The 6432-nt window shown below is 38.2% G+C and carries 6 protein-coding genes; all 6 read right to left on the bottom strand.

What is annotated here, in order from left to right; translation table 11 throughout:
* Window positions 1–286: 286 nt before the first annotated feature.
* From aroA to aroC, 6 genes are read right to left on the bottom strand one after another with little or no spacing between them, the layout of a single operon-like run.
* Window positions 287–1579 (bottom strand): 3-phosphoshikimate 1-carboxyvinyltransferase, encoded by a 1293-nt coding sequence (gene aroA, locus D569_RS0120760; RefSeq protein WP_018934362.1) that lies wholly within the window; start codon window positions 1577–1579, stop codon window positions 287–289.
* A 12-nt stretch (window positions 1580–1591) separates the two neighbouring features.
* Window positions 1592–2692 carry a prephenate dehydrogenase gene (locus D569_RS0120755; protein ID WP_018934361.1) on the bottom strand — a complete coding sequence of 367 codons (1101 nt, stop codon included), beginning with the start codon at window positions 2690–2692 and terminating at the stop codon, window positions 1592–1594.
* 14 nt (window positions 2693–2706) lie between these two features.
* A complete protein-coding gene (hisC, locus tag D569_RS0120750; RefSeq protein WP_018934360.1) occupies window positions 2707–3795 on the bottom strand; it encodes a histidinol-phosphate transaminase in 1089 nt (362 codons plus the stop codon).
* Window positions 3796–3817: 22 nt separating this feature from the next.
* Entirely contained in the window at window positions 3818–4186 is a 369-nt protein-coding gene (aroH, locus tag D569_RS0120745; protein WP_018934359.1) for a chorismate mutase, read from the bottom strand.
* Window positions 4186–5262 (bottom strand): 3-dehydroquinate synthase, encoded by a 1077-nt coding sequence (gene aroB, locus D569_RS0120740; protein ID WP_018934358.1) that lies wholly within the window; start codon window positions 5260–5262, stop codon window positions 4186–4188. The genes aroH and aroB overlap by 1 nt, the downstream gene beginning before the upstream one ends.
* The gene (gene aroC, locus D569_RS0120735) at window positions 5262–6428 is read right to left on the bottom strand and encodes a chorismate synthase (RefSeq protein ID WP_018934357.1); all 1167 of its coding nucleotides are present in this window, start codon (window positions 6426–6428) and stop codon (window positions 5262–5264) included. Before aroC ends, aroB begins: the two co-directional genes overlap by 1 nt.
* Window positions 6429–6432 lie beyond the last annotated feature (4 nt).

The raw sequence follows: 6432 nt of genomic DNA, 5'->3' as shown, positions 1-6432 counted from the left end.
ATTTCTTTCTATAATCAGAGAACAAAAATAGCGTAGGCAGAATACGGAGACTCCTGTGGGAACTCACGCGTGCCGAAGATCCACTTGGTAAAGTGGTTTTCTTTGCAAAGTTAGCTAAAAACCGCCCACGGAAAGCGCAGTATTCTGCCGGAGCGGTTTGCATGCACTCTCTAAGTGAAGAATGACAGAGAGCAATTCCTTTTCCTCGTTACTGCGCAGTTTATGGATTTTGCCTAAGCAGAAAAAGCTCCAAGTTCAGAATTATACTAAACTTGGAGCTTTTGGTTTAGTTGGATAATAAGGAGTGTAAGTCTTCGAAAAAAGTTGGATAAGAAATAGCGATACATTCGTCATCATGTAATTCTACTTTTTCATCTGTTAAAAGAGAGGCAACTGCAATCATCATACCAATCCGATGATCACCAAATGATTCGGTTACCCCGCCATGTAGCTTGGTATTGCCCTCGATGATCATTCCATCCTTCGTTCCGGTAATGGTCGCACCTAACTTGGATAATGTATGGACCACTGATTCAATCCGGTCTGTTTCTTTAAAACGCAATTCTTCAGCATCCTTTATAATGGTTTGACCAGTTGCCTGTGTTGCCAATAATGCAATAATGGGAATTTCATCAATGATTCGAGGGATAATATCCCCTTCTATAACAGTAGCTTTTGGTTTTGAAGCCCGTACCGTAATATCACCAATAGGCTCCCCACCAATTGTTCTTTTTTGCACAACATCGATGGAAACACCCATCAAGTTCAAAACATCTATGATCCCTGTTCTAGTAGGATTCAGACCAACATTTTCTATAGTCACATGACTTCCTTCTGTAATAGCAGCCGCTACCAAGAAAAATGCAGCAGATGAAATATCTCCAGGTACCTCGATATCACAGCCTGTTAAGTTTTTATTACCTGTTATTTTTACTTTTGTACCTTCCACATTAATATCAGCACCAAACGCTTGTAACATATTTTCCGTGTGATCACGTGTTTTGGTTACTTCTTCAACAGTTGTTACACCATTTGTTAAAAGACCAGCTAATAATACACCTGATTTAACCTGTGCACTTTTTACAGGTGGTTTGAAATCAATCGGCGACAATTGTCCACCTCGTATTGCTATTGGAAGCAATCTCCCTTGTTCACGACCATCAATTTTCGCTCCCATTTCGCGTAACGGATAGACAATCCGGTCCATCGGTCTTTTCGATAGCGAGTCATCACCATACAAGGTGAAGTGGAAAGGTAATCCAGCTAAAATCCCCATTAACAGTCGAGCGGTTGTTCCCGAGTTACCAAGATTAATCGGCTGAACCGGTTCTTGCAATCCATTAACCCCTTCTGATTCAACCAATACGGTATTATCTTCACGCTTAATAGAAACCCCCATTGCTTGAAAAGCTTCGATGGTTGATAAGCAATCCTCACCAGCTAAAAAGTTCGTTATCTTTGTTGTTCCTTCTGCAAGAGAACCAAACATAACCGCTCGATGAGAAATAGATTTATCTCCAGGAACCGTAATGTGACCCGTTAGCGTCTTTTGTTCAAATGCTAATACTTTTTGTGACAAGATATTCCTCTCCTATTCTTCAATCACCGTATCATAGTGATTTTTCTTCAAAATAGCCTGACTTAGTTCTTGATCATTTTTATTTTGGAAGCTTAAGCGTAACACACCAGTAATTCCTTCTCTAATCTCCAGTATTTCAATATTATTAATACTAATATCATGATTAGCTAGTAACTCAATTACTTTCAATATAGCACCTGGTTGGTCAAAAATATCAACATATATATCATAATAGGATGGAATAGCTCCCTGTTTTCTACTATCCAATCCATCACGATATTCGCGTGCTTGCTCTAAATATTGCTGGATTTGTGTTTTTTCTCCCGTGTCAATCAACTCTTTTAATTGTTTCATCTCTTCTATCCAATCAGCTAATAACCGACTCATTTTGGATCGGTTCTGAAAAAATATATCTCTCCACATTAAGGGGTTACTAGAAGCAATCCTTGTAATATCTCGAAAACCACCTGCAGCGAGCTTATGTATATATGGATGCGTTTTTTGCCAATTTCTCGCTTGATGAACAAGTGATGAAGCAATTAAATGCGGAAAATGGGAAATGACACTAGTCATTTCATCATGTTCTTCTGGTTCTAAAATTAAAAATTTACTATTTGTAGGAGTTAATAGTGCTTGCAATCGTTCTACATCCTCTTTTCTGCTGCTTTCTGTCGGGGACAGAACATAGATCGCATTTTCAAACAAATGTTTCTTGGCCGCTTGAATTCCTTTCTTGTGTGAACCTGCCATCGGGTGACCACCAATAAAAGCGATCTGAGGTGAATCAATTTTACTTGCAGCATCCATAATTGGCCCTTTAACAGATCCGACATCTGTCACGATGAGCGATTTATTTAAGGAAATAGTACTCAAATGGTTAATCAGCTCTATCGTTACAGAAACTGGAGCGGCTAATATACAAATATCTGCCTGAAGCAAGGCTTCAGTAAAATCACTGTAGACTTCATCTACGATTTTATTCATTTTAGCATATTCCAGTGTACTGTAATTGGAATCATATCCTATCAATCGTACTTCCTTTGTTTCACGTATACTTAAAGCAAGCGAGCCTCCTATTAATCCGAGACCCGCTATCAAAACCGTTTGCTTCACGATTTATTCTCCTTTTATATTGATGCTAAATATTCTTTCATGTTTGTTACTAATTCACTCATTTGTTCTTTAGACCCAATGGTAATCCGTACGCCATTAGGATGACCTAATGCCTCACCAGAGCGAACAATAAAACCTCTCCTTAATAAATAATCAAATAAGGCGTCACCTGAAGTCGGTAATTTCACAAATAGGAAATTTGCTTCTGAATCATAATAGCTTAACCTCATCTCATCACAACTTTTCATAAACGCTTTTTTATTCTCGAGATTTTCTTCATACGTACGTTGTAAGAATGCTTCATCTTCCAACGCTGTTAGAGCGGATAATTGTGAAATCGATGTTGTATTAAACGGTCCACGCGCAATATTTAAATAGGTGGCAACCTCTTCCGATGCAATACCATAACCTATACGCAAATTAGCGATACCATATGCTTTTGAAAAGGTACGTAAAATGACTAAATTCGGATATTTTTTTAATAATCCAAGACTATCCGGGTTTTGACTAGCTTCGATATATTCATAGTAAGCTTCGTCCAATACAACCATAACATCTGTAGAACATCTATCTAAGAAGGAGGCTAACTTATCTCGACTGATCAATGAACCAGTAGGATTGTTAGGCGAACAAAGCCACACAACTTTTGTTTGGCTATTGATTTTCTCTAGCATTGTTTCTAAATCATGATAACCGTCGACTAAGGGTACTTCTACGATATTTGCCCCTTGAATTAAAGCATTATGTTTATACTGAGGAAACGTTGGAGTAGCCATTACCGTATTTGTTCCTTCTTCTAAATAAGTGCGACAAATGATATCAACAACTTCATCTGATCCACAACCAAAAATAAGCTGCTTCTCTCCTACGCTTAACTTCTTAGCTAATGTTTCTCTTAATGCTGTCGCATACCCATCAGGGTAAATCTCCAAGTGATCAATCATATTTGGAATAGCTTCTTTTATTTTATCTGAATAGCCGAATGGATTTTCATTCGAAGCTAATTTAACTATTCTCGTTAAGCCATATTCCTTTTTGACATCTTCTATTTGTTTTCCAGGTGTATATGGCGACATATTTTGAAATACTTGTTTTGCTTGCAATGACATAACTCCTTTCATGTACTTACTGTTCTTCTAGTAAGTCGGGTCTTAGCTTTACTGCATCGTTTAGATAGATATGCTCAATTTCTTTTTGAGATTTTGTTGTATTCACCGTCATCATTACACGAATACATTTCGGTAAACTACCAGGAACATCAATTTCTGGCATACACATTACCGGTACATACTTCCAACCATCAATAAGACGTAGTGCTTTAGCTGGAAAAGTGGCATTTAAATCAGAAGTTACTGAAATCATTACCGAAGCAATAGTTTCCGGGTCTATTTCGTTTACTCTAGCCATCGCTTCAATCATCTCTTTTGTTGCCTGAACCATTTCATCAGCGTCATTGTTCTTGACAGTTGTTGCTCCTCGTATTCCTCTTATCATTAAGAATCCAACTCTCTCATAAAGTTTTCAAGAAGATTGGTTAGGTCATAATCAGGTATATCTTCTGTAACTGGCACACCTATTTCTTGTAATAATACCATTTGAACAATGGCATTCTCTGATTTTTTATCTATTTTCATACGTTCAACAAGTTGTTTAGTTGATATCTCTGGCAAATCTAACGGATAATGATTTTCGGATAGCCAATTATATAACGTTTCATATGGTAATGTACTGTTTAATCTTTGTTCACTTACTTTTATAGCAAATAACATACCAATTGCAACTGCTTCACCATGCGTAATCTGCCCATAGCCTAGCTCCGATTCAATGGCATGACCCAATGTATGTCCAAAATTCAGAAACTTCCGAATATTAGACTCCTTCTCATCTTGTTCCACGATCTTTGCTTTTACAGCGATCCCTTTCTGCAGATGATCGGTCAGCACATGTGAAGCAATCTCTTGCGTTAGATCCACTTTCCATATATCTTCCAGATAAGTACGATTACTTATAAATCCATGTTTCACTACTTCTGCATAACCTGATCGTTTTTCTTTAGCTGGTAAAGAATATAAGGTATCAATATCATAAAGCACTGCTTGTGGTGGATAAAAACTCCCGATTAAATTCTTACCCTCAGGGTGATTAATCGCAACTTTGCCACCTACACTACTATCATGAGCTAAGATGGTAGTAGGAACTTGTATAAAGTCAATTCCTCTCATATAAGTAGCTGCAACAAATCCCGCCAAATCTCCAATCATCCCTCCACCAAGTGCGATAATCAGCGATTTGCGATCTAACTGATAGTGAATCGCATCTGTCAGCAATTGATAATAGTTCTCCATACTTTTGGAAGCTTCTCCAGTTGGAACTACACTAACAGATACCTTGGCATCTTTTGGCAGGTTGGCTACCACTTTTTCCGTGTAAAGCTCGTTTACCACCGAATCCGTAATAATCATTATATTTCGATACGGTTTAGGTAGATATTCTTTCAAATTTCCCAAAATGTCTTTACCGACAAAAACATCATATTGACTGGTACTAGTTGTTATTGTCTGCCTATGCATTAAAAGCACCTTATTTCCTCGCGGTAGTTGTCAATTGCTTCTTTTAATTTTGGAAATTGATCGTTTGGAAATTGTTCCAATATCGCTTTTGCAATTTCAAATGCAACGACATGCTCCATTACCACAGCCGCGGCCGGAACAGCACAGGAATCAGATCTTTCAATACTTGCATTAAAAGCTTCTTTCGTCTCAATATCCACACTTTGAAGTGGTTTGTATAGTGTAGGGATTGGTTTCATAACTCCTTTGACGATCACTGGCATACCTGTTGTCATTCCACCTTCAAAACCACCTAAACGATTCGTTCTTCGGTAATAGCCTTGTTCTTCAGACCAAAGAATTTCATCATGTACCTCACTACCATTTTTACGAGCAGCTTCAAACCCAATCCCAAACTCAACACCTTTAAAGGCATTAATACTTTGCACTGCTCCAGCTATACGACCATCTAATTTCCGATCATAGTGTACATAAGATCCAATTCCTGCGGGTAATCCTTCAATAGCAACTTCACAAACACCACCAATGGAATCCCCATCTTTTTTTGCTTGATCGATTGCATCCATCATTTGTTTACCAGCTGTCTCATCTAAACAGCGGACAGGTGATTCTTCTGAAACACGTATCTTGTCATCAATTGATAATTCTGGTTTTTCTTCTGCTTTAATACCTGCAATTTCTTTCACATAACCAATAATTTTGATGTCTAATTGCTTTAATAGCGTTTTTGCAACTGCACCAGCTGCAACTCGAGCAGTTGTTTCTCTGGCAGACGAACGTTCTAAAATATTTCGCATATCTCGATGGCCATATTTCAGTGCGCCATTTAAATCAGCATGACCTGGACGTGGACGAGTTACCACACGACGTATATTTTGGTCTTGTGGCACAGGATCTTCTCCCATTACATCAATCCAGTGTTTAAAATCATCATTATGTACAACTAGAGCAATAGGAGATCCTAAAGTGTAACCATGACGTACGCCTCCAACTATATCTACTAAATCTTTCTCTATTTGCATTCTCTTCCCTCTGCCGTGGCCTTTCTGCCGGCGCAGCAGCGAATCATTAATGTCATCTTGTGTAATCGGCATTCTCGCTGGCAAACCCTCGATAATCGTTGTTTGTTGTTTACCATGCGATTCACCTGCAGTTAAATATCGCATTGTT

The organism is Gracilibacillus lacisalsi DSM 19029 (assembly GCF_000377765.1).
In the GTDB taxonomy this organism is placed as follows: domain Bacteria; phylum Bacillota; class Bacilli; order Bacillales; family Amphibacillaceae; genus Gracilibacillus; species Gracilibacillus lacisalsi.
This window is presented reverse-complemented; position numbering and strand designations above follow the sequence as displayed.

Excerpts from the sequence above, each read along its gene's own strand:
- aroH (WP_018934359.1), bottom strand. The coding sequence starts at position 4,186 with ATGATAAGAGGAATACGAGGAGCAACAACTGTCAAGAACAATGACGCT.
- aroB (WP_018934358.1), bottom strand. The coding sequence starts at position 5,262 with ATGCATAGGCAGACAATAACAACTAGTACCAGTCAATATGATGTTTTT.
- aroC (WP_018934357.1), bottom strand. The coding sequence starts at position 6,428 with ATGCGATATTTAACTGCAGGTGAATCGCATGGTAAACAACAAACAACG.